18 protein-coding genes are annotated in these 24,517 nt (G+C 75.6%); 13 read left to right on the top strand and 5 right to left on the bottom strand.

The genetic code is table 11. The features are described 5' to 3' along the window. Nucleotides 1–179 precede the first annotated feature (179 nt). Nucleotides 180–2,477 (bottom strand): MMPL family transporter, encoded by a 2,298-nt coding sequence (locus tag IF43_RS0112055; protein WP_051795181.1) that lies wholly within the window; start codon nt 2,475–2,477, stop codon nt 180–182. Between the two features lie 66 nt (nt 2,478–2,543). Then, nucleotides 2,544–3,086, bottom strand: a complete 543-nt coding sequence (locus tag IF43_RS0112050) for an SRPBCC family protein (protein ID WP_030198196.1) — start codon at nt 3,084–3,086, stop codon at nt 2,544–2,546. Nucleotides 3,087–3,533: 447 nt separating this feature from the next. Between IF43_RS0112050 and IF43_RS0112045 the strand changes: the two genes are divergently transcribed. The 13 genes from IF43_RS0112045 (at nt 3,534) to IF43_RS0111985 (ending at nt 20,579) form a co-directional block, all read left to right on the top strand. After that, nucleotides 3,534–5,174, top strand: a complete 1,641-nt coding sequence (locus tag IF43_RS0112045) for a class I adenylate-forming enzyme family protein (protein ID WP_051795179.1) — start codon at nt 3,534–3,536, stop codon at nt 5,172–5,174. A gap of 3 nt (nt 5,175–5,177) precedes the next feature. Beyond that, the gene (locus IF43_RS0112040) at nt 5,178–6,971 is read left to right on the top strand and encodes an AMP-binding protein (RefSeq protein ID WP_051795177.1); all 1,794 of its coding nucleotides are present in this window, start codon (nt 5,178–5,180) and stop codon (nt 6,969–6,971) included. Beyond that, a complete protein-coding gene (locus IF43_RS0112035) occupies nt 6,968–7,282 on the top strand; it encodes an acyl carrier protein (protein ID WP_051795176.1) in 315 nt (104 codons plus the stop codon). The genes IF43_RS0112040 and IF43_RS0112035 overlap by 4 nt, the downstream gene beginning before the upstream one ends. Then, nucleotides 7,279–8,313: a hypothetical protein gene (locus IF43_RS0112030; RefSeq protein WP_051795174.1), complete on the top strand. Its 1,035-nt coding sequence runs from the start codon at nt 7,279–7,281 to the stop codon at nt 8,311–8,313. Before IF43_RS0112035 ends, IF43_RS0112030 begins: the two co-directional genes overlap by 4 nt. Then, on the top strand, nt 8,310–8,621 hold the full coding sequence (locus tag IF43_RS0112025; RefSeq protein WP_030198186.1) for an acyl carrier protein: 312 nt from the start codon (nt 8,310–8,312) through the stop codon (nt 8,619–8,621). Before IF43_RS0112030 ends, IF43_RS0112025 begins: the two co-directional genes overlap by 4 nt. A 1-nt stretch (nt 8,622) precedes the next feature. Beyond that, the gene (locus tag IF43_RS0112020; protein ID WP_051795172.1) at nt 8,623–10,194 is read left to right on the top strand and encodes a class I adenylate-forming enzyme family protein; all 1,572 of its coding nucleotides are present in this window, start codon (nt 8,623–8,625) and stop codon (nt 10,192–10,194) included. Next, complete coding sequence (locus IF43_RS0112015) at nt 10,191–11,309, top strand: diiron oxygenase (RefSeq protein ID WP_030198182.1); 1,119 nt, start codon at nt 10,191–10,193, stop codon at nt 11,307–11,309. The genes IF43_RS0112020 and IF43_RS0112015 overlap by 4 nt, the downstream gene beginning before the upstream one ends. Nucleotides 11,310–11,424: 115 nt before the next feature. After that, nucleotides 11,425–11,931 (top strand): PaaI family thioesterase, encoded by a 507-nt coding sequence (locus IF43_RS0112010; RefSeq protein WP_030198180.1) that lies wholly within the window; start codon nt 11,425–11,427, stop codon nt 11,929–11,931. Next, nucleotides 11,924–13,066, top strand: a complete 1,143-nt coding sequence (locus IF43_RS0112005) for an acyl-CoA dehydrogenase family protein (RefSeq protein ID WP_051795167.1) — start codon at nt 11,924–11,926, stop codon at nt 13,064–13,066. Before IF43_RS0112010 ends, IF43_RS0112005 begins: the two co-directional genes overlap by 8 nt. Before the next feature lie 34 nt (nt 13,067–13,100). Then, entirely contained in the window at nt 13,101–15,242 is a 2,142-nt protein-coding gene (locus IF43_RS0112000) for an FAD/NAD(P)-binding domain-containing protein (protein WP_078910091.1), read from the top strand. Then, nucleotides 15,239–16,681 (top strand): lyase family protein, encoded by a 1,443-nt coding sequence (locus IF43_RS0111995; protein ID WP_030198175.1) that lies wholly within the window; start codon nt 15,239–15,241, stop codon nt 16,679–16,681. Before IF43_RS0112000 ends, IF43_RS0111995 begins: the two co-directional genes overlap by 4 nt. 167 nt (nt 16,682–16,848) lie before the next feature. Continuing rightward, nucleotides 16,849–19,224: an anthranilate synthase component I gene (locus IF43_RS0111990; RefSeq protein WP_063753316.1), complete on the top strand. Its 2,376-nt coding sequence runs from the start codon at nt 16,849–16,851 to the stop codon at nt 19,222–19,224. Between the two features lie 44 nt (nt 19,225–19,268). Beyond that, nucleotides 19,269–20,579 carry an AarF/ABC1/UbiB kinase family protein gene (locus IF43_RS0111985; RefSeq protein WP_030198169.1) on the top strand — a complete coding sequence of 437 codons (1,311 nt, stop codon included), beginning with the start codon at nt 19,269–19,271 and terminating at the stop codon, nt 20,577–20,579. A 140-nt stretch (nt 20,580–20,719) separates the two neighbouring features. Here IF43_RS0111985 and IF43_RS0111980 read toward each other — a convergent pair whose 3' ends face one another. The 3 genes from IF43_RS0111980 to IF43_RS0111970 form a co-directional block, all read right to left on the bottom strand. Then, nucleotides 20,720–21,229: an SRPBCC family protein gene (locus IF43_RS0111980; RefSeq protein WP_030198166.1), complete on the bottom strand. Its 510-nt coding sequence runs from the start codon at nt 21,227–21,229 to the stop codon at nt 20,720–20,722. Nucleotides 21,230–21,353: 124 nt separating this feature from the next. Continuing rightward, nucleotides 21,354–23,774, bottom strand: a complete 2,421-nt coding sequence (locus IF43_RS0111975; protein ID WP_030198163.1) for a glycoside hydrolase family 65 protein — start codon at nt 23,772–23,774, stop codon at nt 21,354–21,356. Beyond that, complete coding sequence (locus IF43_RS0111970; RefSeq protein ID WP_030198158.1) at nt 23,771–24,514, bottom strand: beta-phosphoglucomutase family hydrolase; 744 nt, start codon at nt 24,512–24,514, stop codon at nt 23,771–23,773. The genes IF43_RS0111975 and IF43_RS0111970 overlap by 4 nt, the downstream gene beginning before the upstream one ends. Between the last annotated feature and the right edge of the window lie 3 nt (nt 24,515–24,517).

The following is a 24,517-nucleotide window of genomic DNA, read 5'->3' as shown; positions in this document are numbered from 1 at the left end:
CAGGCCACCCCCCTCTCGCGGCCCGCCACCTCTCAGCGTCTCACCGTCGGAACCCCTTCGCATGCCGGACCCCGATGTGGTCGCCGCACGTGCCGGGGGCTCTCGGCCTGTCGCGGCGCACCGCACGAGGCCGCCGGACCCCTCGGGTCCGGCGGCCTGCTCGTTCGGTGCAGGTGGCGCTACGCGCCCGTGGTGACGGGCCGTCGGTCGTCGTGGGCGGACCGCTCGGCATCGGCGGCGGCGGTCGCCGGGCCCGCGGGGTGCGGAGCCGGGGTCCTGCGGAGGAGGCGCGGGGTGCGCCAGATCCGGTCGCCGAGGAGCTTGAGGGCCGCGGGCAGCAGCACGACGCGGATGACGGTGGCGTCGAGGAGGACCGCCACGGACATGCCGACGCCGGACTCCTTCATGGACAGCTGCGGCAGGGTGCCGAAGACGGCCGCGACGGCGACCATCACCACGGCGGCGCCGGTGACGGCACCGGCGGTCCCGGTGACGCCCTCCTCGATGGCGCGGTCGGTCGACAGGCCCCGGTCGTGGCCCTCGCGGATCCGGCTGACGACGAACACGTGGTAGTCCATCGACAGGCCGAAGAGGAAGACGAACAGGAACAGCGGCACCCAGGAGGCGATGGCCCCGGTGCTGGTGAAGTCCAGCAGGCCCTCGCCCCAGCCGTGCTGGAAGACCAGCACGACCACGCCGTAGGCGGCCCCGACCGAGAGCAGGTTGAGGACGAGCGTCACGGCCGCGATGGCGGGCGAGCGGAAGGAGAAGAGCATCACGAGGAAGGTGAACACCAGGACGAAGCCGGCGACCCGGCCGGTGGCGTCGGAGAGGTGCTCGCCGCTGTCGACGGAGGCGGCGGTGGTGCCGCCGACGGCCACGTCGGCCCCCCGGACGGCGCCGAAGGTGGCGGGTACGACCGTGGCGCGCAGGGTGCCCAGGGCGCGTACGGAGGCCTCGTCGGTGCCGGTCCCGGCCAGGCCGACGGTGACGATGGCGACCGTCCCGTCGCCGCCGGTGCGGAAGGTCACCGGGCCGTGCAGGCCGGGGGTGTTCTCGGCGGCGGTACGGAAGCGGTCCAGGGCCGCGCGGGTCTCGGGGCCGCCGAGGTCGGTGCTGTGGACGACGACCTTGGCGGGGGTGGCCGAGCCGGGGAACGCGTGCTGGATGCGCTCGTACGTGCCCAGCGCCGGGAGCGCCCGGGTCGGCAGGTCGCTGACGCCCGGCTCGCCGGTGTGCAGGGAGAAGGCGGGCAGCAGCAGGGCGGTCAGCAGGCCGCCGAACACGGCGACGGCGACCAGCGGGCGCTTGAGGACGCCGCGCAGGAGGGCGTTCCAGCCGCGGCCGGTGCGCGGGGACGCGGGGGCGGCCGGTCCCGTGGTGCCCGCGCCCGGCGCAGGGTCCTGGCTCTTCGTACGGCGGCGGAGGCGGGGCAGGCGGCCGGTGTTCACGCGGTCGCCCAGCAGGGAGAGCAGCGCGGGCAGGACGGTGACGGAGCCGAGGACCGCGGTGGCGACGACGACGATGGTGGCGCCGGCCATGCCGACGAAGATGCCGTTGCCGGACAGGAACAGGCCGGCGAGGGAGACGATGACGGTCAGGCCGGAGACGACGACGGAGTGCCCGGAGGTGGCGGCCGCGGCGGCTACGGCGGCCTGGGCCTCCTGGCCGCGGGCGCGCTCCTCGCGGAAGCGGCGGATGTAGAAGAGGGAGTAGTCGACGCCGACGGCGATGCCGATGAGCGACATCACCGACGTGCCGTTCTGGTCGACGTGGGCGATCTGGCTGGTCAGGGCGAGCAGGCCGCCGGCCGCGACGACGGCGGTGAGGGCGAGGACGACGGGCAGCAGCGCCGCGACGAAGGCGCCGAAGGCCAGGAGCAGGATGACCAGGGTGACGGGGAACGAGAGGTTCTCGGCCTCGGTGTAGTCCTCGTGGAGCTTGGTGTCGTAGCCGTGCTGGAAGGAGGCCTCGCCGAACTGCTCGACGCGCAGGCCCGGGTGGGCCCTGCCGATGCGGTCGACCGCGTCGAGGACCGGCTGCACCTCTTCCTTGGCGGTGACGGTGGCCGAGCGCATGTCGAACTGCACGAGGGCGGAACGGCGGTCGGCGGAGACGGCCGGGCGGCCGGCGGGGTCGAGCGGGGAGACGATGTTCTGCGTCCTGCCGCTGTCCCGCAGGGCGCGGACGGTGTCGGTCACCGCCGCCCGGAAGCCCGGGTCGTCGACGGTGGTGGACTCGGACTGGAGGAGGACCACTTCGTGGGCGGGGAGTTCGAAGCCCGCCCGCTCCAGGATCTCCTCGGCCCTTCGGGCCTCGCCGTTGGTCAGTTCGGCCGGGGTCGGGGCGGCGGTGCCCACGGCTGACCCGGTGACGGTGGCGGCGACGACGAAGGTCAGCCAGAGCAGTACGGCCGCCCAGCGGTGGCTCGCGCTCCAGCGTCCGGCCGCCTCGGCGAGGCTGCGCCTGTTCTTCACGGTTTCTCCGGTGCGTGTGTGGTGGGTTGCAGGGGAAGGGGGGCTCGCGGTGCCCCGTCCGGGAGGTCAGGAGCCGGGCGGGTGGCGGAAGGTTCCGTCGGATCTCCGATCGGGTCCCGCGGGGCCCGGCGGCCGCCCGGTGCGGCCGTCGGCCACGCTCGCCCGGAGCCGGGCGACGACGCGGCGGGCGTAGAGGTCCCCGTACCGCTCCAGGACGTGCCCGGCCGCCGCGTTCCGGGCGGTCCGGGGGCCGGCGAAGAAGCCGAACCGGGTGCCGTGGTCCTGCGGTACGGCGGCCAGGCCGAGGAAGGTGCGCTCGCTCTGCATCAGGCACCAGCCCGGCTGGCGCAGGACGTCCGCCTCGACGACGCGGCCCCACGGACCGTGGGCGCGGGCGCGCTGGTGCGGACCGGGGCCGTCGACGAGCACGAGTCGGCGCAGGCCGGGAAGGAGGCGGGGCAGCCCGCCCTCCGGGTCGCCGGCCACGGCCCAGACGTCGACGAACGGGGCCTCGAGGAAGGCCTCGGCATGGCAGTGCAGCGGCAGCGCGGCCGCCATCACGCGCATGCGGCGGACGGGATCGAGCTCGGGCTCGTGTGCGGAGCTCACCACCGGCTCGCGCGGGCCGCCCGGCCCGCGACCGCGGCGCGCGAGCCGGTCCGGGTCCGGTCGGGGCGGTGCCGGTAACAGGGGGTGCGGGGGGCTGTCGGAGGCGGCGCGGCCATCGCTGGTCTCTCTTCCGTCACGGGGGGTGTCACCTCACAGAGGGGCGGACGGGCGCCCGTACTCCCTGGGGGACGCGGAGGGCGGAGGGGACGCGCGGGGCCGCCCGCGTCCACCGCCCCGGGCCGGAATCCATGGCTCCGGAAACTTTCCCGACATTCGATGGAGTACGACCGGGGGCGGCGCGGCTCTTGTCTGGTGTCGGAGCGAGCAGGCCCGGGCCCACACACCGCCCGGCTGCCGACCGGGGCGCGGACCGCGCCGCCGGGAGCGGGCCGCAGCGCGCCGCAGCCGCCGACCTTCCCCGTCTCCAGGTTCACCAGAGGATTCCGCATGCCTGATGTCTCCGCCCTCCAGCTCGACGCGGTGCCGCGCCCCACGGCCCCGTTGGGCCTGCTGCCCGAGATCGCGGCCGAGAAGTTCCCGGACACGCCCTTCCTGTCGGACAGCGGCTGGAACGCCTTCGACGGCACCGTGGCGACCATCGCCGACTTCGCCCGTGCGGTGGAGGACTACGCCGACCGCTTCTGGGCGGCCGGGATCCGCCGCGGCGACGTGGTCGCCGTCGTGCAGCGCAACCACATCGAGGTCGAGGGCGTGATGTGCGCGCTCGGCCGGATCGGCGCCCTGCCGGCCCTGCTGTCCTCGGCCATGGAGCCGGGCGAGCTGCTCGAGTGCCTGGCCCGGCTGGAGCGGCCGTACCTGCTGGTCGACGGGACCGGGCTCGACCGGCTCGGCGCGGCCCGCCACGCGCTCGGGCAGCTGACCCGCCGGGTGCTCTCGCTCGGGGAGAGCGAGCACTCCTGGGTGGTTCCGGCCCTGGAGCGTTCCGCGCACACGGCCGAGCCGCGCGACGAGGACGAGTGGTTCGTCATCACCCATTCGTCCGGCACCACGGGTGCGCCCAAGATGTGTGCGCACTCGACGCGTTCGCTGTTCGGGATGGTCGCCCCGATGATCATGATATTCCGGGACCAGTACTCCCTGACGGACCTGAACGCGAAGCACCTGTCCTTCGTGCACGCCCGCACCTGCGCCGGCACGCTCGCCTCCCTGGAGATCGGGATGCCGTCGCTGGCCATCGCCGATCCGGACCCCGCCAACGTCAAGCGCCTGCTGCTGGAGCACCGCCCGACGTCGCTGGAGACCCACCCCAACATGTACATCCAGTGGGAGCCGCTGGCCGAGGACCCGGACCGGCCGCTGGCCCCGGTGGAACGGTTCATCAGCACCTTCGACGCCATGCACCCGCGCACGGTCAGGTCCCTGCTGGCCGCCTCCGAGCGGCCCGGCGCCCACTACTTCCAGGCGTACGGGCAGACCGAGACGGGTCCGATCTGCCTGCGGATCGTCACCCGCGAGGAGTCCGCGGACTACTCCCCGCGCAACGTCGGCCACGCCGGCGGCGGCTTCGAGATGCGGGTCGTCGACGAGACCGGCGGCGCACTGCCGGTGGGCACCGCCGGCCGGATCGAGACCCGGTCGATGGGCCGCATGCGCGGCTACGTCGGCGGCGGTCCCATGCCGGCGGACGACGCCTGGTGGCCCATGGGCGACATCGGCCGGATCCTGCCCGACGGCTCCCTGGAACTGCTCGACCGGGTCGTCGACCACGTCGACGGCGTGGGCAGCCTCCTGGAGAAGGAGGACCACCTGCTGGAGGCGCTGCCCGAGCTGGTGGAACTGGTGCTCATCCAGTCCGGGGACGGCGCGCTGCTGGCGGTCGCCTGCCCCCGGCCGGGCTCCGCTCCGGACGCCGGGCGCTTCCACGCGGCGGCGGCGGAGGCCGGGCTCCCCGAGGTGGAGGTGCGGTTCTGGGACTGGGAGGCGGTGCCGGTCACCGGCTCGTACAAGGTGCGCCGCTCGGTGCTGCGCGAGCGGCTCGCCCGGCGCGTCGGCGCGGGCCGCCCGGTCCCGGTCCCGGTCCAGGCCGCGACCGCGACCGCGACCGTGACCGCCCTGAAGGGGGCCTGAGCCGTGGTGCACCTGTGGACCCTGCTGGAGCGGTCCCTGCGCGAGGACACCCTGCTGCACACGCCGCGACGGCGCACCGAGCCGGTCTCCGGCCCGCAGCTGCTGGCCCGGGCCGAGCGCACGGCGGGCGCCGTGCTGGCGGCGCTGGACGGCGTACGGCCCACCCGTGTCGGGCTGTTGATGGCCAACGGCGAGCCGTGGGTGCGCGGTCTGCTGGCCGCGTTCCGGCTGGATGCGGCGGCCGTGCCGCTGGCGCTGCCGGTGGCCTTCGGCGGCGCGGACGCGTACGCCGAGCACGTCCGGCGGATCGCCGACGACGCCGGGCTGGAGGTGATGCTGGTCGACGGCAGCGTCGGCCGGCGGATCGTCTCGCGCGTGGCCGAGGCCGTCCCGGCGGTCCGGTTCGTCGACATCGCGCAGCCGCCGGCCGAGCGGGCGGTGCTGCCGGGCCTGACCGGGGGCGGCGCGCGGCCGGCGGTCGTCCAGTACACCTCCGGCAGCACGTCGGCGCCCAAGGGCGTCCTGGTGAGCCACGACAACGCGGCCGCGGGGCTGGACGTCATCGCGGCGGGCACCGGCTGGGCGCCCGACGACGTGCTGGGCCAGTGGCTGCCGCTGTTCCACGACATGGGCCTGTTCAGCCTGCTCAACGCGCTGCGCCGGGGCTCCTCCGTCCACCTGTGGGAGCCGGGCGATTTCGTGCGCCGGCCGCTGGCGTGGCTGTCGGAGTTCGCGGCCTGCGGGGCCACCATGACGCCCGCGCCCAACTTCTTCTACGACTACCTCGTCGCCGCGGCCGCCCGGGAGGGCGTGCCGGAGGGGCTGGACCTGTCGCGCTGGCGGTACGGCGGCAACGGATCGGAGCCGGTGCGGCTCGCCAGCCTGCACGCCTTCCGCGACGCCTTCGCCCCCCACGGGCTCGGGCCGCAGGTGGTGCAGCCCAACTACGGCATGGCGGAAGCCACGCTGATGGTCTCCACGGGCGCGCCCCGTTCGCCGTACCGCAGCGTGGACGTCGACCGCGCCCACGTGGGCCTCGGCGACCGGCTGCGCTACGCCGCGGAACCCGGTCCCGGCACCCGCACCGTCGTCTCCTGCGGGCAGCCGGTGGCCGGCGTCCGGGTGCGGATCGGCACGCCCGAGGGCGCGGAGCTGCCCGCGGACACCGCCGGCGAGGTCCAGATCACGGGCGCGCCCGTGACGGCCGGCTACCTCGGACTGCCCACGGCGGCGCAGCCGTTCACCCCGGACGGCTGGCTGCGCACCGGGGACATCGGCTTCCTGCACCAGGGCGAGCTGCACCTCCTGGGCCGGCTCAAGGCCATGGCCGTCGTCCGCGGCCACAACTACTACGCCGAGGACGTCGAAGAGGTCGTCAAGGCCACTCCGGGCGCGGGCCGCCAGTGCGCCGCCTTCGCCTGGGGAGCGGCCGACGACGAGGGCGCGGAGGAACGCATGGTCGTGCTGTGGGAGACGAGGCTCGACCGCGCGGCGGCCGCCGCCGTCGGGCGGGCGATCGCCGCCCGTCTCGCCGAACACCTGGGGCTGGGCGCCGTGGACGTCGTCCCGGTCCCCACCTCGGCCCTGCCCTTCACGAGCTCGGGGAAGGTCAGGCGCTCCGGCGCGGCGGACCTCTACCGCGCCCACCTCGCCGAGGCCGGCACCGACGACGCCGGCACCGCAAGACCCCGGCCGGCGGCCCCGCCGACCGGTCCCGCGGCGGCCGCCCGCGCCGCCGCCCCCACCACCACGGCTGCCCGTACGGCCGCCGCCACCCTGGAAGGAACCACGTCATGACCCTCGCCGACACCACGGCCCCCGCCCCCGCCCCCACCGCCGCCGCCACTCCCGGCACCGGCACCGGCACCGTCCTGGACGTCGTCGTACGGGCCCTGGCCGCCCACTCGGGCGCCCGGCCGGCCTCCATCGACACCGCGAAGCCGCTGGCCGCCATCCCCGGCATCGAGTCCGTCAAGGCCCTGCGCGCCATCACGGAGATCGAGGACGAGCTCGGCATCGCCATCCCCGACGACTTCCTCTTCGAGACCGCCACCGTCGGCGACCTCGCCGCTTTCGTGGCCGGCCTCGTCCAGGAGGACACCGCATGAGCGTGGAGACCGCGGCTCCCGACGCGCTGGTGCGCGCCCTGGGCCGGTTCACCACCGTGCCGGCCGACCTCGCCCGGTACGAGACCTCGGCGCACACCGCGGCCCAGGCCCTGCGGGCCACGCCCGAGCAGGTCCTGCAGCTGGCCGGGGCCGGGCTGCCGCACCGCGACGACCCCGAGCTCGGCCCGCTGTTCGACTACGACGACGTCATGAACGTCGGCATGTTCTGCGGGACCGGCCAGACCGTCCCCGAACTGGGACTGCGCTTCCTGATGCGGTTCGCCGGCTCGTCCGGGCACAGCTGGTTCGAGCCGCGCGAGTGGGAGGTGGGCGTCCACCCGGCCCGCACAGCCGGCAGCGTCGTCGGCAGCGGAAGTGCCGGCGACAGCGGGTCGGCAGCACGCGCCGACCTGCCCGCCGTGACCGCCCGCGTCCCGGACTTCGCCGCCCCCGGCGTGACCGGGCTCTCGCCCGCCTTCGACGCCCCGCTGCTGGCCGGCGGCTACCGGGCCGAGGTACGCCTCGACGGCGCCCGCCACGAGGTCCGCGACCGGCGCATCCTGGCGGCGTGGGACGACGTGGTCGGCCCGCTCACCGCCCGCGAGGTCGTCTACCAGACCGTGCCCGAGGTCTTGCGCGCCGACCACGACCGGGCGTGGCGACTGGGGGTCGTCGACTGCATCGTGGCCTCCCGCCTCCTGGCGCAGCGGCTGCGCGCGGAGGGGTTCGAGGCCCGGGCGCGGCGCGGGTACCTCTTGGGCCTGTTCGGCAGCGACCACGCCTGGTGCGAGGTCGTCGAGGACGGCGTGGCCAAGTCCCTCGACCCCGTCTTCGCGTTCGTGGCCACGGTCGGCGACGAGCGCGGCGTCAAGGAGTCGCCCGAGTTCGCCGCAGCCTGCCGCGGCAGCCGGTTCAACCGGCTGCTGCCGTGCGTCACCGACGACGCCGAACCCCTCGTCTACTTCGACGGCGAGCCCGCCCCGTACTGGGCGATGGCCGGCGTCAGCGCCCGCCCCCGGAGGACCCCGTGAACACCGCGCGCGAGCTGGTGCGCCGCCACCTGGACCACCCCGGCCTGCTCGACCGGGTGGCCGACGAGGACGACCTCGTCGGGGCCGGAGTGAACTCCGGCGAACTCATCCGCGTGGCGTTGGCCTGCGAGGACCTGCTCGGACGACCCCTGGACGACGCGGAGCTGGCCGCCCTGACGAGCGTCCGCGCCGTCGCGGGCCTGCTGGGCACCACCGCCCCGGACCCGCACCCCGCACCCGTCCCCTCGCCGACACCCGCGCCCGCCCACGCCCACGCCCCCGCCCCCGCATCGGAAGGAGCACGCTGAGATGTGGCTTCGGCATCTGCTGGAACGCGGTCTCGCCCGCCGGCCGGAGGCCCTCGCCCTGCGCGACGTACGCCGTGACCTGACCTGGCGTCAGCTGCACCGCGAGGTGTCGGCCCTGGCCGCCCGGCTGCGCGCTGCCGGCGGCCCCGGCAGCCGGGTGCTGGTCGCCTCCGGGAACCGAGTCGAGGTCCTGGAGGCCTATCTGGCCTGCGGTGTGGCGGGCCTGGTCGCCTGCCCCGTCAACCCGGCCCTGACCGACCGCGAACTGGCCGACGTCATCGAGTCGGTCGGACCCGTGCTGGCCGTGGCCGACCCCGCCCAGGCGGACCGGCTCGGCCGGCTGACCGGCGGGCGGCCCGGCCGGGAGCTGCCCGTCCTCGACATCACCGGGCTCGCGGGGCTCCCGGCGGACGACGCACCCCGGCCCGGGCCGGACGAGGGCGCGGAACTCGGTGCCCCCGTCGCGATCCTGCACACCTCCGCCACCACCGGCCGCGCCAAGGGCGTCGTGGTCACCCAGCGCTCCCTGCAGCTCAACGCCCTGTCCTGGCTGGCCGACGTACGCCCGGAGCCGGGCACCGTGTTCCTGAACGCGGGCCCGCTCTTCCACGGCAGCATGGTCATCGCCCTCGACCACCTGGCCGCGGGGGGCACGGTGTGCGTGATGGACCGCTTCACCCCGCAGGGCTGCCTGACCGCGCTCCAGGACTGGGGGGTCGAACACGCCTTCCTCGTCCCGTCCATGGTGCGGCTGCTGCTCGACGCCAAGGGGCTGGCCGGCGCGGACCTGGGCCGGCTGCGCCTGCTGCTGCACGGCGCCGCGCCCATGCCCGAGGACCTCGCCCGCGAGGCCCGGCAGCGGCTCGGCGCGGACCTGCAGACCGTGTACGGCATCACCGAGGGCGGCGGTCCCGCCCTCACCCTGCGCCCCGACGAGGAACCGGGCCCGGCACCGCTGCCGGGAGCGGTCTGCCTGGGCACGCCCATGCTGGGCACCCGCGTCCGCATCACCGGACCGGACGGGCAGGAGGTCCCGCCCGGCGAGGTCGGCGAGCTGCGGCTCGCCGGCGACGGGCTGATGCAGGGGTACTGGAAGAACCCCGAGGCGTCCGGCGAGGTGCTGGCCGACGGCTGGCTCAACACCCGCGACCTGTGCTGCAGCGGCCCGGACGGCCGCGTCTGGGTGGTCGACCGCCGCAACGACCTGATCCTGCGCGGCGGTCAGAACGTCTACCCCGCCGAGATCGAGCACGTGCTGCGCCGCTCCCCGCAGGTCGCCGACGTGGTCGTCGTACCGCTGCCGTCCCCCGTGTGGGGACAGACGCCCGTCGCCTTCGTGCAGTCCTCCGAGGGCCACGACTTCGACCCGCTCGACCTCCTCGACCGGTGCGTGGCCGGCCTGGCCGCCTACAAGCGGCCGAGCCACTTCCTGCCGCTGGAGAGCATCCCGCGCAACCCCTCCGGCAAGGCCCTGCGGGTCCGGCTGCGGGAGCTGGCCCTGACCCTGACCACCGGTGGTGCCGACGACGGCGCCACCGGGCCCTCGACCCCCGTGAAGGAGTCCGCCGCGTGAGCACCACCGACTACACCAGGCCCGAGGTGCTCACCGCCCTGGCCGGCGAGTGGATCGTGCCCGTCCAGGGGGACGCCGTCATCTCCTGGGACTACGACGAGCGCAACGAGCGCATGCTGCGCCTGTACACGCAGGGCAAGCAGCGCCAGTGGGACATGGAGGACCGGCTCGACTGGGACCACGAGGTGGATCCGGACAACCCGCTGGGCCTGCCGGACGAGTTCGTCTCCATCGCCGGCTCCCCGCTGTGGGAGCGGCTGCCGGAGTCCGACCGGGCGGTGGTCCGCCGGCACACCAGCGGCTGGCTGTACTCGCAGTTCCTGCACGCCGAGCAGGCCGCGCTGGTGGGCTGCGGCAAGATCCTGCTGGCCGTCGACGAGCTCGACTCGAAGCTGTTCGCGGCCACCCAGATCGTGGACGAGGCCCGGCACGTCGAGGGCTTCAACCGCTTCCTGCACTCCAAGATCGGCCTTCGGTACGGACTGTCGCCGTCGATCAGCGCGATGTTCGAGCACGCCATGAAGGAGCCGCGCTGGGACTTCGCGGTGCTCGCCGCGCACATCCTGATCGAGAACATGGGGCTGGCCACCTTCGGCGTCCACCGCGAGCGCCTCCGGGACCCGCTCGCCAAGGCGTTCAGCGCGTACGTCGCCCGCGACGAGGCCCGGCACGTGGCCTTCGGCCGGCTGGTGCTGCGCGACTTCTACCCGCAGCTGAGCGCGGCCGAGATCCGCGAGCGGGAGGACTTCGTCGTCGAGGGCTGCTGGGCGCTGCGCGACCGGTACGTGGACGACGACATCTGGCAGACCCTCGGCTACGGGGAGGAGGCCGTCAAGGCGGCCCGTCGGTCGCCGGCCAAGCGCGAGTTCCGCCGGCTGGTCTTCATGCGGATCGTGCCGGGCCTGAAGGAGATCGGGATGTTCGGGCCGCGGGTCCAGGAGGGCCTGCGGAAGATGGGCGTCCTCGGCTTCTCCGAGGTCGACGAGGCGGCGCTGCGCGAGCTCGACGACAAGGCCGCCGTGGACGCGCTGACCCGGCGCGAGCTGGAGGAGCGGCGGGCCGACATCGCCCAGGTCGTCGACCTGGGCCGGACCGGCCTGCAGACCGGCATCTGACGGCCCCCGGGCCGGCCTCCGACGCCGGACCCGCACGGGTCCCGGGTCCGCCGCGCCCGCTGCGCGCGGCGGACCCTCCGCCCCCGCCCCCGTACCTCCTTCCGAAGGAACACCCATGCCCGTTCCCTCCGCCCCCGCGGCCGACGTCCCCGCGCAGCTGCGCGGCATGGCCGCCCCGGGCCTGTCCACCGAGGGCCGCCGCCTGCTCGCCGGGCTCGTGGACGGCTCGGTCCCCGGCCCCGCCGCCGCCGGGACCCTGCGCCTGCCGCCGGCCACCGGGTTCGCCGCCGGCCGCGTCACGTGCTCCACCCGTTTCGAGGAGCCCCTCACCCTCACCCCGAACGTGGTGTTCGGCGGCTGGATCGCCTGCCTCGTCGACCACTTCGCCGGGCTGGTGATGCTCTCCGCCCTGCCCGACGGCACCCGCTTCCTCACCTCGGACCTGAAGGTCACGTACCACGCTCCGCTGCGCCCCGGCCCGGTCGAGGTGCGCGCCGAGCTGTCGCTCTGCACCACCCGCCTGGCCGTCGTCGAGGTCGCCTTCGAGCAGGACGGCCACACCGGCAGCGCCGGCCGCGTCGAGCAGATCCTGCACCGTCCGCAGGGGGTGCCCGGTGCGTGAGGGCGAACTGCACGACGAGCACCGGGCCTTCCGGGCCACGGTCCGCGCCTTCGTCGAGAAGGAGATCGTCCCGCACCACGCCGCCTGGGAGCGGGCCGGGCTGGTGGACCGCGAGGTCTGGCGCAAGGCCGGCGCCCTGGGCCTGCTCGGGATCGACGTCCCCGTGGAGTGGGGCGGTGGCGGCACGGCCGACTTCCGCTACCAGGTCATCATCAGCGAGGAGCTGATGCGGGTCGGTGCCACGGGCGTGGGCTTCGCCCTGCACAACGACGTGGTGGCCCCCTACCTGCTGGAGCTGGCCGACCCGGAGCAGTGCCGGCGCTGGCTGCCCGGCTTCTGCTCCGGCGACCTCGTCACCGCGATCGCCATGACCGAGCCGGGCGCGGGCAGCGACCTCCAGGCGGTGCGTACCCGTGCCCGCCTCGACGGCGACGCCTACGTGCTCACCGGCTCGAAGACCTTCATCACCAACGGCATCCACGCCGACCTGGTCCTGGTCGTGGCGCGCACCGGCCCCGGCTCGGGGGCGCGGGGGCTGACCCTGCTGGTGGTCGAGGCCGGCATGCCGGGCTTCACGCGCGGCCCCGAGCTCGACAAGATCGGCATGCGGGCGCAGGACACCGCCGAGCTGTTCTTCGACGAGGTGCGCGTGCCGGTGGCGAACGTCCTGGGCACCCCCGGGCGGGCGTTCCTGCACCTGTCCGACAACCTGCCGCGCGAACGCCTGGGCATCGCCGCGTACGCGGTGGCCGCGGCGGAGACGGCGCTGGAGCAGACGCTGGAGTACTGCCGCACCCGGACGGCCTTCGGCAGGCCCGTCGGATCGTTCCAGCACAACCGGTTCGAGCTGGCCGAGATGGCCACCGAACTGGACGTGACGCGTACGTACGTCGACCGGGCGATCGGCGAGCTGAACGCCGGCCGGCTGTCCGCGGTGGACGCCGCCAAGGCGAAGTGGTGGGCCACCGACGTCCAGCGCCGGGTGCTGGACCGGTGCGTGCAACTGCACGGCGGCTACGGCTACATGCGCGAGACGCCGGTGGCCCGGGCCTTCGTGGACAACCGCGTGCACCCGATCTACGGCGGCACGAACGAAATCATGAAAGAGATCATCGGCCGCGATCTCGGTGTGTGAGCGCCCCGATGATCCCCGTGACACGGAGAGACACGTGAGAGACGGACACCTTGAGGTCTGCATCGTAGGAGCCGGGCCCCGGGGCCTCGCCGTGCTGGAGCGGCTGTGCGCGAACGCCCCCGCGGACGGGGCGGTCACCGGTGTGACCGTGCACGTGGCCGACCCGCACCCGCCGGGTGCCGGCGCCGTGTGGCGCACGGACCAGTCCCGGCTGCTGCTGATGAACACCATCGCCTCGCAGGTGACGGTGTTCACCGACGCGAGCGTGGAGATGGCCGGCCGGCTCTCCCCCGGACCCAGCCTGTACGAGTGGGCCAACTACCTGGTCCTGATGGGTCCGTTGGAGGACTACGAGGAGGAGGTCCTGGCCGAGGCCCGGGCCCTGACCCCGGACTCCTACCCCAGCCGCGCCTTCTACGGCCACTACCTGACCTGGGCGTTCCGGCGGATCGTCGCCACCGCGCCGGAGCGCGTGCGGATCGTGGTGCACCCCGCCACCGCGACGTCGGTCGACGACGGGCCCGGCGGCCGCCAGCGCGTCACCCTGGACGACGGCACCGTGCTCACCGGACTGGACGCGGTGGTACTGGCGCAGGGCCACGGCGCCGCCCGGCCCACCGCCCGGGAGCGGGAGCTGGGTGCCTTCGCCGCCGCCCACGGTCTGACGTACGTCGCCCCCGGCAATCCGGCGGACGCGGACCTGTCCGGGATCGTGCCGGGCGAGGCGGTCGCCCTGCGCGGCCTCGGGCTGAACTTCTTCGACCACATGGCGCTGCTGACCGTCGGGCGCGGCGGCCGGTTCGAGCGCCGTCTCGGCCGGCTGGTGTACGTGCCGTCGGGGCGCGAGCCGCGGCTGTACGCCTCGTCCCGGCGCGGGCTGCCGTACCACAGCCGGGGCCGCAACGAGAAGGGCGCGCACGGCCGGCACGAGCCCCTGGTGCTCACCGCCGACCGGGTGGCGCGGCTACGGGAGCGGGCCGCGGACGGCGGCCTCGACTTCGGCCGCGACGTCTGGCCGCTGGTCGCCAAGGAGGTGGAGACGGTCTACTACGGGGCGCTGCTGGCCGGGCGGTCCTGCGGGTGCGAGGCCGCGCGCCTGCGGCGGGCCTTCCTGCCGGTGCCGCACGGCTCGGCCGAGGAGGCCCGCGTGCTGGACCGGTTCGGCGTCGCCGAGGCCGACCGCTGGGACTGGGCGCGCCTGGCCGACCCCGCGTCGGCCTGGTCCTTCGACGACCCCGGGGCCCACCGCCGGTGGCTGCTGGGCGTCCTGCGGGCCGACGTGGCGGCCGCGGCGGCGGGGAACGTGAGCGGTCCGCTGAAGGCGGCCCTGGACGCCCTGCGCGACCTGCGCAACGAGATCCGGCTGCTGGTCGACCACGGCGGGCTGACCGGCCGGTCCCACCGCGACGACCTGGAGCGCTGGTACACCCCGCTGAACGCGTTCCTGTCGATCGGGCCGCCCGCGCGGCGCATCGAGGAACTGGTCGCGCTGATCGAGGCCGGCGTCGTGGACGTCGTGGGTCCGGGGATGGAGGTGACCGCCGACGCCGCAGCCGGCGCCTTCACCGTCTCCTCGCCCCGGGTGGCGGGCTCGGCGGTGCGGGCCACCGCGCTCGTCGAGGCCCGGCTGCCGGCCCCGGACCTGCGCACGAGCACCGATCCGCTGCTGGTCTCGCTGCGCGAGGCGGGCGGGTGCCGGCCGTACGTGGTACCCGGCCCTCAGGGGGCGGGGTACGAGACCGGCGGGCTGGCCGTCACCGGGCGCCCCTACCGGGTCCTGGACGCCGCGGGGCGGACGCATCCGCGCCGGTTCGCGTACGGCGTGCCGACGGAGGGGGTCCACTGGGTCACGGCGGCGGGGGTGCGGCCCGGGGTCAACTCCGTGACGCTCGCCGACGCCGACGCCATCGCCCTCGCGGTGCTGGCACCGGCGGGTCCGGGACGGGCCGGGGCCGGTGACGGCGTCTGCGCCGCCGGTACCGCCGGCGGGGGTGGCCGCGGGAGCGACCGGGAAGGTGTCGGTGGCACGGCGGTCGCTCCGGGGCCGGTGGCCGCAGCCGTGGCGGGACGGGGGCCCGCGACCGTTCCCGCGCCGGGGCGGCCGGCGGTGGGGCCTGATCCCGTGCCCGTTCCGTGCGCGCTGGTCGCCGGTGGCCGTGGGCAGGGGGGCCGATGAGGGCGTACGGCGACGCGGGGCTGCTCTCCCCCGTGCGGGCGGGCACCGCGGCCGAGGCCGCGACGAGCGACACCGCCTGCCTGCAGGCGATGCTCGACGTGGAGGCCGCGCTCGCGCTGGCCCAGGTGCGGCTGGGCAGCGTCCCGGCCGAGGCCGGCCGGGCGATCCGCGCGGCGGCCCGGGCGGAGGACTTCGACCTGCCCGAACTGGCCCGACGCGGCCGGGAGTCGGCCAATCCGGTGGTGGCGCTGGTGGCCGTGCTCGCCGACCGCGTGGCCGCGCTGGACCCGGCCGCGGCGCACTACGTCCACCAGGGCTCCACCAGTCAGGACGTGCTCGACACCGCGCTGATGCTGGTGGCCTCGCGCGCCCTGGAGCCCCTGCTGATCGACCTGGACCGCACCGCCGCGGCCCTGCGCGACCTGGCCGTCCGGCACCGCGACACGGTGATGCCGGCCCGGACGCTCGGCCAGCACGCCGTGCCCACCACCTTCGGGCTGAAGGCCGCGGGCTGGCTGCAGGGCGTGATGGACGCGGCCGACCGGCTGCGGGACCTGCACGCCGACGGGCTGCCCGTGCAGCTCGGCGGGGCCGCCGGCACGATGGCCGGCTACCTCGAGTACGCGGCACTGGCGTCCCGCTCGGGCGGCGTCCCGCAGGTTCCGGCGCCCGGCGAGTTCGCCGCCCGGCTGCCGGCCCTGGTGGCCGCGCGGCTGGGGCTGGCGAACCCGCTGGTGCCGTGGCAGTCGGTCCGTACGCCGCTGCTCGGGCTGGCGGCGGCGCTGTGCGGGGCGGCGACCGCACTGGGCACCGTGGCGGCGGACGTACAGCTGCTCGCCCGCACCGAGACCGGCGAGCTGAGCGAGCCCGGCGCGGCCGGCCGGGGCGCCTCCTCCGCCATGCCGCACAAGCGCAATCCGGCACTGTCCGCCCTGGTCCGCTCGGCCGCCTACCAGGTGCCCTCGATGCTGGCGACGCTCGCGCACACCGCGGTGGTGGACGACGAGCGGCCGGCCGGGGCCTGGCACGCCGAGTGGCAGCCGCTGCGGGAGTGCCTGCGGTTGGTGGGCGGCGCGGCCCGGACGGCCGCCGAGCTGGCCGAGGGGCTCGTGGTGCACGAGGACCGGATGGCCGCCAACCTCCGTCTCACCCGGGGCCTGGTGGTGTCGGAGCGGCTGGCCGCGGTGCTGGCGGCCGACCTCGGGCGCGCCGAGGCCAAGGCCGTCGTCGGCGGCGCCAGCGCGCTGGCGGCGGCGGACGGCCGGCACCTGGCCGACGTACTGGCCGAGCTGCTGGCCGGACGGCCGGACCCCGGGGGCCGGTTCGACGCCGCCGCGCTGCACGCGCTGTGCGGGCCCGAGCGGTACACGGGTGCCGCCGGACTCTTCGTGGACCGCGTCGTGGCCCGCCACGACGCGCGCGGCCGGACCGCCCGCTGAAGCCCGTCCCGCCCTCCCTTCCCTTGCCCGGGTCTCCTCCCCTCCCCTCCCATCCCCTCCCGCTCCCTTCCCTCCCCTTCCGTTCCCTTCCCTCCCCTTCCGTTCCCTTCCCTTCCGTTCCCTTCCCTTCCGTTCCCTTCCGTTCTCTCCCAAGGACCGTCGCTCCCATGACCCTGTCCGTGCACTCGTGGCCGACCCCCGGCGGGCTCCGCGTCACCCGCACTTCCCAACCTCTGGACCCGCGCCACGCCCAGGAGGCGCTGGCCGACCTGGAATCGCGGCTCGGGCGCCGCCGCGGCCTGCTGCTCTCCGGCCGCACCGAGCAGCCGGGCCGCTATCGCCCGTACGACCTCGGCCATGCCGACCCGCCGCTGGAACTCACCCTGCGCGCCGGCCGCCTGGAGCTGGCCGCCCTCAACGACCGCGGCCTGATCCTGCTCGACGCCCTCGGCGACGCGCTGCAGCCGCTGTTCCCGGTCGAGCGGCAGGGCGCCCACCACCTGGTCGCCGACCTGCCCGATCCTGACCGGGACGCCCCGGCCGCCGGCGCGCCCGAGGAGGACCGCACCCGGCGGGCCTCGCTGTTCGCGGCGCTGCGCGCGGTCGTGGCCGCGCTGGCCAGCCCGCAGGATCCGGTGTGGGGACTGTACGGGGCCTTCGGCTACGACCTGGCCCTCGACTTCGACCCGGTGCCCCGGCACCAGGAGCGGGACCCGCGCGAGCGCACGGTCGTCCTGCACCTGCCCGACACGGTGCTGGAGCGGGACCCGCACACCGGGGCGGGGACGCTGCACCGCTACGAGTTCGAGTACCGGGGCCGGTCCAGCCACTGCCTGCCCCGTACGAACCCGCCGGCCGAGGCCGCCCCGCCCGCCGACCCGCCCGCCGCGGGCGACCACGAACCGGGGGCCTACGCCGCGCTGGTGCGGCGGGCGCAGGAGCGCTTCCGCGCCGGCGACCTGTTCGAGGCCGTTCCCGGGCAGGTCTTCCACCGCCGGGCCGACACCCCGCCGGTGGCGGCCTTCCGGCGGCTGCGCGCCCGCAACCCGGCCCCGTACGGGCTGCTGATGAACCTCGCCGAGGGAGAGCACCTGGTGGGCGCCTCCCCGGAGATGTTCGTACGGGTGGACGCCGCGGCCGGGACGGTCGAGTCCTGCCCGATCAGCGGGACCGTGGCCCGCGGCGCGGACGCCCTGGAGGACGCGCAGCGGGTGCGGGAGCTGCTCGGCTCGGCCAAGGAGGAGTCCGAGCTGACGATGTGCACCGACGTGGACCGCAACGACAAGGCGCGGGTCTGCCTGCCCGGCACCGTGGAGGTGCTGGCGCGCCGCCACATCGAGCTGTACGCCACCCTCATCCACACCGTGGACCACGTGCGGGGGCGGCTGCGGCCGGACCGTGACGCGCTGGACGCGTTCGTCTCCCACATGTGGGCCGTCACGGTCACCGGGGCGCCGAAGCGGGCGGCGATCGCCTTCGTCGAGCGCCACGAGCGCAGCCCGCGGCGCTGGTACGGCGGCGCGGTGGGCCGGATCGGCTTCGACGGGGGCCTGGAGACGGCGCTGACCCTGCGCACCGTCCACTACCGGGACGGCGTCGCCTCCGTGCGCGCCGGCGCCACCCTGCTGTACGACTCCGATCCGGAGGCGGAGGAGCGCGAGACGCGGCTGAAGGCGAAGGCGCTGCTGGAGGTGCTGGAGCCGGCCGGGGCAGGGGGCGGCGCCGGGGCGGACGGCACGGCGGACGAGTCCCCGGGCAGCGCGGTGGGCGGCCGGTCCGCGGACGGTGCGGCCGCCGGTGTCGCGCGCGGGCGGCCCGCGCGGGTCCTGCTGGTGGACCACCAGGACTCGTTCGTGCACACGCTCGCCGACTTCCTGCGCCGGACCGGGGCCGAGGTCACCACCTACCGGGCCGGGTTCCCGCCCGCCCTGCTCGACGAGCTGCGCCCGGACCTGCTCGTGCTGTCCCCCGGGCCCGGGCGCCCGGCCGACTTCGGCATGGCCGCGCTGCTGGACGCCGCGCGGGAGCGGGAACTGCCGGTGTTCGGGGTGTGCCTGGGCCTGCAGGGGCTGGTCGAGTACTTCGGTGGGCGTCTGGGCACCCTGGAGCGGCCGGTGCACGGCAAGCCGTCGACGATCACCGTGGCGCCCGACGCCGGGGCGCTGTTCGCCGGGCTGCCGTCCCGGCTGGCGGTGGGCCGCTACCACTCGCTGTACGTCCGGCCCGAGCAGGTGCCGGCCGGGCTGCGGGTCACGGCCGCCACGGACGACGGTGTGGTGATGGCCGTGGAGCACCGCGAACTCCCCCTCGCCGCCGTCCAGTTCCATCCGGAGTCGCTCATGTCGATGGCCGGCGGGGCGGGCGAGCGGATCATCGCCAACGCCGTCGCCGCCCTGGCCCGACCCGGTGCGGTCCCGCCCCTGGCGGACCGGCCCCTGGCCGAACTGCCCCTGGCGGACCGGGCGGGGGCGGACCGGGCCGGGAGCCCGGCCACCGCCGCCGCCCACCACCCGTACCCTTCGCTGATCCGGAGTGCCCGATGACCCCGCCTCCCCCTCCCCTCCGTTCGCCGCGTCCCGGGCGGACGGTGCCGCTGTCCGCCCTGGCGCGGGGCGCGCGCCTGGCGGCGCTGCCGCTGGGCTTCGCCGGCCGGTCCGCGGTCCGGGCCGGCAAGCTGCTGGCCGGTCAGCCGGCGGAGCTGCTGACGGAGGAGCTCCAGCGGCGCACGAGCCGGCACCTCTTCCGGGTGCTCGGCGAGCTCAAGGGCGGCGCCATGAAGTTCGGCCAGATGCTGTCGGTGTTCGAGGCCGCGCTGCCGGCCGAGGCGATGGGCCCGTACCGGGCGGCGCTCACGCTGCTGCAGGAGGCCGCGCCGGCCCTGCCCGCCGAGCAGGTCCACCGGGTGCTGGCCGCCGAGCTGGGCCCCGACTGGCGCACGGCCTTCCAGTCCTTCGAGGACGAGCCGGCGGCGGCCGCCTCGATCGGCCAGGTCCACCGGGCCATCTGGGGCGACGGCCGGCCCGTCGCCGTGAAGATCCAGTACCCGGGTGCGGGTGAGGCCCTGCTCGGCGACTACGCCCGTCTCGGGCGGGCCGTCAAGCTCTGCTCCGTCATCGCGCCGGGGCTCGACGTCCAGCCCATGCTCGACGAACTGCGCGAGCGGGTGGCCGAGGAGCTGGACTACCGACGGGAGGCGGTGGCGCAGCGGGCCTTCGCGGAGGCCTACCGGGGCGGTGGCGAGGTGGTGGTGCCGGACGTGGTGGCCGCCACGGAGCGGGTCCTGGTGACCGAGTGGCTGGACGGCACCCCGCTCTCGCGGGTGGTCCGGGACGGCAGCCCGGCCGAACGCGACGCCGCCGGGCTGGCGTACGTACGGTTCCTGCTGTCGGGGCCGAGCCGGGCCGGCTACCTGCACGCGGACGTGCACCCCGGCAACTTCCGGCTGCTGCCGGACGGGAGGCTGGGCGCCGTCGACTTCGGCGCGGTCAAGGAGCTGCCGGACGGGTTCCCGCCCGCCATGGGCCGGCTGGTGCGGCTCGCGCTGGCCGAGGACTGGGAGGGCGCCCGAGCCGTGCTCGTGCAGGAGGGCTTCCTGCGGCCCGACGCACGGCTGGAGGAGGACGCGCTCAGGGCGTTCCTGACGCCGATCGCCGAGCCGGCCCGCGCGGAACGGCACCGCTTCAGCCGGGAGTGGCTGCGCGCGCAGGTGGCGAACGCCGCCGGCGCCCACCGGACGGCGCTGCTGCGCAGTCTGAACCTGCCGCCCTCGTACGTGCTGGTCAACCGCGTCGTGGGCAGCGCGGTCGCGGTCCTGGCCCAGCTGGACTGCACCCTGCCGTTCCGCGAGGAGCTCCTGCGCTGGCTCCCGGACGGCGCGGACGCTCCGGACCCGGCGTAGCGGGCGATCCGGGCTGTCCTCCGGACTCCCCGGCGCTGTGGCACTACTTCGCCGCCCTCGAGAGCGCCGGCTTCAGGGCGGGGGCCGGCGGGAGGTGTTGACGACGACCCGGTGATGAAGGGTGCCCTCACCCGGCCGGGTCAGGACGGGTCGGCGGGACGCTCCAGCGCCGCCTTGAGGTTGTGGAGGGTCGTCCGGATGTTCCACCGCTGGAACTCGGCGAACGTGCGCCCGCGCGTCGCGACGCGGTCGAAAACCTGCACGACGGGGTACGGCCACGCGCGGCGGTCGTCGGTCCAGGTCTCGGTCACCCGGGTCCCCTCGGGGACGGCCTCCAGGCGGTACTCCCAGGTGGCCAGGGCCACCGGAATGCGCGGCTGCCGGAGGCCGAAGGCGTGGACCCGGAACCGGAACAGCCGGTCCTGTTCGGCGGCCGTGACGGTGCACCGCGTGGTCCAGCGCAGCGGTCCGCGCTTGTTCCTCCCGTCGAAGACCGACCCGGCCCGGGCCCCGCGGTCCCCGTGCACGGTGGCGCCGAGGTTCTCCGGGCTCCACTCGCCCATCCGCGCGGGGTCGGAGATGCGGCGGTAGACCTCACCGGGGAGGGCGTGGATGACGATCCCGTCGGAGACCGTGAACGTACGGGGCATGGGCCTTCCCTTCTCGACCCGCCGAGGCTACTGCCTCGCCACCCCGGTGACTACCCGCCGGTAATACGTGCCGGTGGCGCGTCCGGGGACCGCCGCGCCCGGCCGGACGCGGACGCGGGCGGCCTCAGGTCCGGGGCGCACGACCCCTGGGCTGGCGCGGCGCGGGCGCCTCGGCCAACGGCGGGACGGGCAGGTCGGCCACCGCGTCCGTGGTGAGCCACACGGTCTCGCCGTGGTGGGCCACCTGCAGCGGCGGTCCCTCCAGGAGGGCGTACCGGGCCGAGGTCCGGTCGATCTCCAGCCGGAGCCGGCGGTTGCGGACGCGGATGGTGAAGGCCAGCCGGGTCAGGGCGGACGGCAGCCGCGGGGCGCAGTGCACGGGCGTCCCCGTCCCGCCGTCGGCCTCGGACGCGCCCGCGTCGGCCGCGGTGCTGTCGGACCCCGTGTCGGGTCCCGTCGGGAGGCCGTAGTGCAGGCGCAGCCCGCCCGTGCCCTGGACGAGGGCGATCCAGGTGCCGGCGAGCGAGGCCATGTGCAGGCCGTCGCGGGTGTTGTGCTCCAGGTCGTCCAGGTCCATCAGCGCCGCCTCGCGCGTGTACGCCCAGGCCAGCCCGAGATGCCCCGTCTCGGCGGCCAGCACCGCCTGGCAGCAGGCGGAGAGGGAGGAGTCCCGGACGGTCAGCGGCTCGTAGTAGGCGAAGTTGCGCCCCTTCTCCTCGGGGGTGAACGCCTCCGGGCAGGTGAGCATGGCCAGCACCAGGTCGGCCTGCTTGACCACCTGCTTGCGGTAGAGGTCGAAGTACGGGAAGTGGAGCAGCAGCGGGTACTGCTCCTCCGCGGTGCCGTCGAAGTCCCAGACCTCCTGGTCGGTGAAGCCGGCCGCCTGTTCGTGCACCTGCAGCCTGGGGCTGTACGGAACGGCGACGGCGGCGGCCGTGCGCCGCCAGTCCTCGGCCTCCGCCGGACCGGCGTCGAGCTCCGCGGCCCGCTCCGGGTGGCGCGCCACCGCGTCGGCCGCGGCGAGGAGGTTCTTGCGGGCCATGACGTTGGTGTACAGGTTGTCGCGTGCGACCGCGCTGTACTCGTCCGGGCCGGTCACGCCGTCGATGTGGAAGACGCCCCCGGAGTCGAAGTGGCCGAGCGAGCGCCACAGCCGGGCGGTGTGCACCAGCAGGTCGAGCCCGGGGCCCCGGTGGAACTCCTGGTCGCCGGTGGCGGCGACGTACCGTTCGGCCGCCGCGGCGATGTCGGCGTTGACGTGGAAGGCGACGGTGCCGGCCGGCCAGTACGCGGAGCACTCGGCGCCGCTGATCGTGCGCCAGGGGAACGCGGCGCCCCGCAGGCCCAGTTGGCGGGCCCGCTCCAGGGCGCCGGGCAGGGTGGAGTGCCGCCAGCGCAGGACCGGGCCGACCGTGTGCGGCGCGGTGTGGGTGAGGACGGGCAGCACGAACGACTCGGTGTCCCAGAAGGCGTGGCCGTCGTAGCCGGTGCCGGTGAGCCCCTTGGCGGGGAGGGCGCGCTCCTCGGCACGGGCCGCGGCCTGGAAGAGGTGGAAGAGGGCGAACCGGACGGCCTGCTGGACCTCGTCGTCGCCCTCCACCTCGACGTCGGCGTCGGCCCAGAAGTCGTCCAGGCAGGTCCGCTGCGCCGCGCACAACCCCTCCCAGCCGGTGCTGCGGGCCGCCGCGAGCGCGCCCTCCACCTGGTCGCGCAGCGCGGGCAGGGACCGCTGGGCGGACCAGCCGTGGCTGACGAACTTCACCAGCGAGAGCCGCTGCCCGGGCGCGAGCTCGGCGGTGACGGTCAGGCGGGCCACGTCGGGTTCGCTCTCCGCCGCGTACGTGGTGCCCTCGGGGCCGTCCAGGAGGTGGTCGGCGGCCACCGCGACCCGCTGGCCCGTCGCGCCGGTGCAGTGGACCAGCCGCAGCCGGGTGCCGTGGGCGTGGTGCTCCTCGGGGCGCAGCGGGCGGTCGATGACGGCGGCCACCCGGGGGTCGTCGGAGGCCGTGGGCAGTTGCTCGTTGGCGACCAGCTCGGACTGCACGGCGACGGTGGCCGGGCCGTCGACGGCCTCGACCGTGTACGCGATCGCGGCGACGGCGCGCTGCGCCAGGGACACCAGCCGCTGCGTGGTCAGCCGTACGGTGCGGCCGGAGGGCGTGGTCCACTGCGCGGTCCGGCTCAGGATGCCGGTGCGGAAGTCCAGGACGCGCTCGTGGGAGTGCAGCCGGCCGTAGCGCAGGTCGAACGGGTGGTCGTCGACGAGCAGCCGGACGACCTTGCCGTCGGTGACGTTGATGGCCGTCTGGCCGGACTCGGGATAGCCGTAGCCCGCCTCGGCGTAGGGCAGCGGGTGCGTCTCGTGGACGCCGTTGAGGTAGCTGCCCGGCAGGCCGTGGGGTTCGCCCTCGTCGAGGTTGCCGCGCCAGCCGAGGTGGCCGTTGGACAGGGCGAACACGGACTCGCTCTGCGCGAGGACGTCGAGGTCGAGCTCGGTCTCGCGCAGCTGCCACGGCTCGGTGGCGAAGGACGGGTGCGGGATCATCGGCGGTCCAGGAGTTCGGAGAGGTCGGTGACCACGACGTCGGCGCCGTGCTCGCGCAGCGCGGCCGCCTGTCCCGCCCGGTCCACGCCGACCACGAAGCCGAAGCCGCCCGCCCGGCCCGCGGCCACCCCGGCCAGGGCGTCCTCGAACACGGCGGCGTGGCGGGGGTCGGTGCCGAACAGGCGGGCGGCGGCCAGGTAGCTGTCGGGGGCGGGTTTGCCGGCGAGTCCCTGCTCGGCGACGGTCACGCCGTCGACCCGCTGCTCGAAGAGGTCCTCGATGCCGGCCGAGACCAGTACGTCGCGGCAGTTGGCGCTGGAGGAGACGACGGCCCGGTGCAGGCCGGCGTCCCGGACGGCGCGCACGAACGCCACGGAGCCCTCGTAGGCCTCCACGCCCTCCTCCCGGATCATGCGCAGCACCAGGGCGTTCTTGCGGGTGCCCAGCCCGTTGACCGTCTCCCGCGCGGCGTCGTCGTCGCGCGTCCCCTCGGGCAGCGTGATGCCCCGGGAGGCGAGGAAGGTGCGCACGCCGTCCTCGCGGGGGCGCCCGTCCACGTACTCGTCGTAGTCGCGGACCGCGTCGAACGGGACGAACGCCGACCCGTCGCGGCCGGCCTGCTCCCGCAGGTAGTCGTCGAACATCTGCTTCCAGGCGGCCGCGTGGACCTTCGCGGTCCGGGTGAGCACGCCGTCGAGGTCGAACAGGCAGGTGGTCACGTGGTCCGGGAGTCCCAGCATGCC

This window comes from Streptomyces sp. NRRL S-87, from assembly GCF_000719335.1.
Taxonomy (GTDB): Bacteria; Actinomycetota; Actinomycetes; order Streptomycetales; family Streptomycetaceae; genus Streptomyces.
This window is presented reverse-complemented; position numbering and strand designations above follow the sequence as displayed.